The organism is Actinoplanes regularis (assembly GCF_900188005.1).
In the GTDB taxonomy this organism is placed as follows: Bacteria; Actinomycetota; Actinomycetes; order Mycobacteriales; family Micromonosporaceae; genus Actinoplanes; species Actinoplanes regularis.
The window spans coordinates 1-4,156 of the sequence record NZ_FZNR01000058.1; the positions used below are offsets into that span (position 1 = coordinate 1).

Genomic DNA, 4,156 nt, shown 5'->3' on the forward strand with positions numbered 1-4,156 from the left:
GGCGGGTGCCGTCGGGTTCTGTGACGGTTCCGATGTTGTCGACGGTGACCGGTGAGTGGGTCGAGTCGTTCGGTGACGATTACTGGTTTGAGAATTTGCGTCGGCCGGTGCGGTTCGCTGATGCGGCGTCGGCGCTGGTTGCTGACGGGTTCGGGCTGTTCATTGAGGTCTCGGCGCATCCGGTGGTTTCGGTGCCGTTGGCGGATACCGGTGCGCGGGTGGTGGGGACGCTGCGGCGGGATGAGGGTGGTTGGCGTCGGTTCCTGACCTCGGCCGGTGAGGCTTACGCCGCTGGTGCGGACGTCGATATCGTCCCGGCCGGGCGGCCTGTTGACCTGCCGACGTACGCCTTCGAACAGCACCGCTTCTGGCTGGAAGCCGACGATCCCGCTACCGCCGGCACCACCGCCGACCCGGTCGACGAACGCTTCTGGACCGCGGTCGAGGACGGTGACCTGACCACCCTCGCCGCCGATCTCGGCGTCACCGAGGAGGACCACCGCAACTCCCTCGGCACCATGCTCCCGCTGCTGGCCGGCTGGCGACGCCGCGAGCGCACGCAGGCCGCCGCGGACGCCTGGCGCTACCGGATCACCTGGCGGCGCCTGGCCGAACCGGCCGCCGTGCACCTCGCCGGCACCTGGCTGCTGGCGGCCACACCGGGCACGGACATCGCCGAGGTCGCCGACGCGATCACCGGGCACGGGGGCAACGCCGTACGCCTGGAAGTGGGAACCGATCCCGCCGCCCTGGCCCGCGAACTGCTCGACGCCGCGGCCGGCGGCGTGCGTGGCGTCGTGTCACTGCTCGCCGCCGATCGAGGTGCCCACCCGGACGCGCCGCACGTCACCGCGGGTCTGGCCGCCACCCTCACCCTCGTACAGGCGATGGACGCCGCCCAGCTCGAAGCCCCACTGTGGATGATCACTCGGAACGCCGGGACCGACCCCACCCAGGCCGCGATCCAGGGCCTCGGCCGGGTCGCCGGGCTCGAACACCCGCAACGCTGGGGCGGTCTCGTCGATCTGAGCGGCGAGACCGACGCCCGCACCAGCACCCGGCTCGCCGGGGTGCTCGCGGGAATCGGCGACGAGGACCAGATCAGCATCCGTCCCGACGGCATCCAGGCCCGCCGCCTCACACACGCGCCGGTGCCCGCCGGATCGCCGGGAAAGCGCTGGCAGCCGCACGGCACCGTCCTCATCACCGGCGGCACCGGCGCGCTCGGTGCGCACGTCGCCCGCAAGCTCGCCGCCGACGGCGCCGAACATCTGCTGCTCACCGGCCGCCGCGGGGCCTCCGCCCCGGGGACCGGCGAACTCATCGCCGAACTGATCGACCTCGGCGCCCGGGTGACCGTCGCCGCCTGCGACGCCGCCGACCGGGACGCGCTCGCCGCCGTGCTCGCCGACATCCCGGACGAGCTGCCCCTGACCGCCGTCGTGCACGCGGCCGGCGTCGGGGACGTGGCCGCTCTCACCGACACCGACCTGGCGCTGGCCGACCGGATGCTGGCCGGCAAGGCGGCCGGCGCCCGGCACCTCGACGACCTGCTCGGCGACACCCCGCTCGACGCGTTCGTGCTGTTCTCGTCGAACGCGGGACTGATCGGCGGGGCCGGGCAGGGCGCCTACGCCGCCGCCAACGCGGCCCTCGACGCCGTCGCCGCGGGCCGTCGCGCCCGTGGACGGACCGCCACGACCATCTCGTGGGGGCTCTGGGGCGGCGGCAGCGGGCTCGGCGAGGCCGGCGACGAGGAGTACGTGCTGCGCCGGGGCCTGCGCCCGATGGACCCCCCGACCGCGGTCACGGCGATGATCCGCGCCGTCGAACAGGACGACACGTCGATCGCGGTCGCCGACGTCGACTGGGAACGCTTCGCCACGGCCTTCACCGCCAGCCGGTCACGGCCACTCATCGGGGACCTGCCCGAGGTGCGGGCGGCGCTCACGCGTACCGAGGCGCCGGCCGGCACCACCGCGTCCGCCCTCGCCGCGCGTCTCGCCGGCGTCGCCGACGCGGAGCGGCCCGGTGTCGTCCTCGCGCTGGTCCGGGAGCAGGCGGCGGCGATTCTCGGGCACCACGACAGCGATGGCATCGAGCCCACGAGAGCGTTCCGCGACCTCGGGTTCGACTCGCTCACCGCGGTCGAGATGCGCAACCGGCTGAGCGCCGCCACCGGCGTACGCCTGCCCTCGACCCTGGTCTTCGACCACCCGAACGCGGCCGCCGTGGCCGACTTCCTGCTGGCGGAGGTGTTCGGCACCTCGGCCGGCGACACCGAAACGGCGCCGGCCGCCCGCCCGCTGGATGACGAGCCGATCGTCATCGTGGGCATGGCCTGCCGATTCCCGGGCGACGTCGAGTCGCCCGAGCAACTGTGGGATCTCGTCGCCCAGGGCCGGGACGCGATGGGTGAGTTCCCCACCGACCGCGGCTGGGACCTGGCGGCCATCTACCACCCCGACCCCGCGCACCCGGGTACGACCTACACCCGCCAGGGTGCCTTCGTCCGCGACGCCGGTGGCTTCGACGCCGGCTTCTTCGGCATCAGCCCGCGCGAGGCGCTCGCGATGGACCCGCAGCAGCGGCTTCTGCTCGAAGCGTCGTGGGAGACCTTCGAGCGGGCCGGCATCGACCCGGCGACGCTGCGCGGCACCGCGACCGGCGTCTTCGTCGGTGCCAGCTCTCAGGGGTACGGCTCGGAAACGTACGAGATCCCGGAAGAGGCGCAGGGCTACTTCATCACCGGCGGGCAGACCGCGGTCATCTCCGGTCGCGTCTCATACGTCCTCGGTCTCGAGGGCCCGGCGATGACGGTCGACACGGCGTGCTCGTCGTCGCTGGTCGCCATGCATCTGGCCGCCCAGTCGCTGCGGCAGGGTGAGTGCACCCTGGCCCTGGCCGGCGGCGTCAACGTGATGGCCGGGCCCGGCGCCTTCATCGAGTTCTCCCGGCAGCGGGGCATGGCCGCCGACGGGCGGTGCAAGCCGTTCGCGGCCGCCGCCGACGGCACGGGCTGGGGTGAGGGCGTCGGTCTGCTCCTGCTCGAACGGCTCTCCGATGCTCAGGCCAACGGTCACCGGATCCTTGCCGTGGTGCGTGGTTCGGCGGTGAACCAGGACGGTGCCTCCAATGGTCTGTCGGCGCCGAATGGTCCGTCGCAGGCTCGGGTGATCCGGCAGGCGCTGGCAAGTGCTGGTCTGCGTCCGTCCGACGTGGATGCTGTTGAGGCGCACGGTACGGGTACGACGTTGGGTGACCCGATCGAGGCGCAGGCGCTGCTTGCCACGTACGGGCAGGACCGGGCCGGGGGCGAGCCGCTCTGGCTCGGCTCGATCAAGTCGAACATCGGGCACACCCAGACCGCCGCCGGCGTGGCCGGCGTGATCAAGATGGTGATGGCGATGCAGCACGGTGTGCTGCCGGCCTCGCTGCACGTCGACGAGCCGACCCCGCACGTGGACTGGGAGTCGGGCGAGGTCGAGTTGCTCGCCGCCGGGCGTGAGTGGCCGGTTGTGGATCGTCCGCGGCGGGCGGGTGTCTCGTCGTTCGGGGTGTCGGGGACGAATGCGCACGTGATCGTTGAGCAGGCGCCTGTGGTGGCGCCGGTGGCGCGGCGGGTGGTGTCGGGTCCGGTGTTGGCGCCGTTGTCGGGGCGTTCGGGTCAGGCGGTGCTGGATTCGGCCGCGCGGCTGGGCGGGTGGTCCGGCGAGCTGGTGGATCTGGGGTGGTCGCTGGCGTCGACTCGGGCGCAGTTGCCGTATCGGGCGGCGGTGGTTGCCGCTGATGGTGACGGTTGGCGTTCGGCGCTGGCGTCGGTGGTTCCGGCTGTGGCGCGGTCTGGTGGTCTGGGGGTGTTGTTCACCGGTCAGGGTGCGCAGCGGTCGGGGATGGGCCGTGGCTTGTATGAGGCGTTCCCGGTGTTTGCTGCGGCCTTCGACGAGGTGTGTGCGGCGTTGGACGAGTTCCTGCCGTCGGCGTTGCGGGATGTGGTGTTCGGCGGTGGTGAGTTGCTGGATCAGACGTTGTGGACGCAGGCGGGTTTGTTCGCTGTGGAGACGGCGCTGTTCCGGTTGGTTGAGTCGTGGGGTGTGCGTCCGGATTTTGTGGCGGGGCATTCGGTCGGAGAAATCGTCGCCGCACACGTGGCTGG

At 72.4% G+C, this 4,156-nt stretch carries 1 protein-coding gene; it reads left to right on the plus strand.

Going from position 1 to position 4,156, the window contains the following annotated elements; genetic code table 11:
* Positions 1 to 107: 107 nt before the first annotated feature.
* A partial coding sequence (locus CHC09_RS44730) for a type I polyketide synthase (protein ID WP_218827195.1) occupies positions 108 to 4,156 on the plus strand: 4,049 nt, incomplete at its 3' end.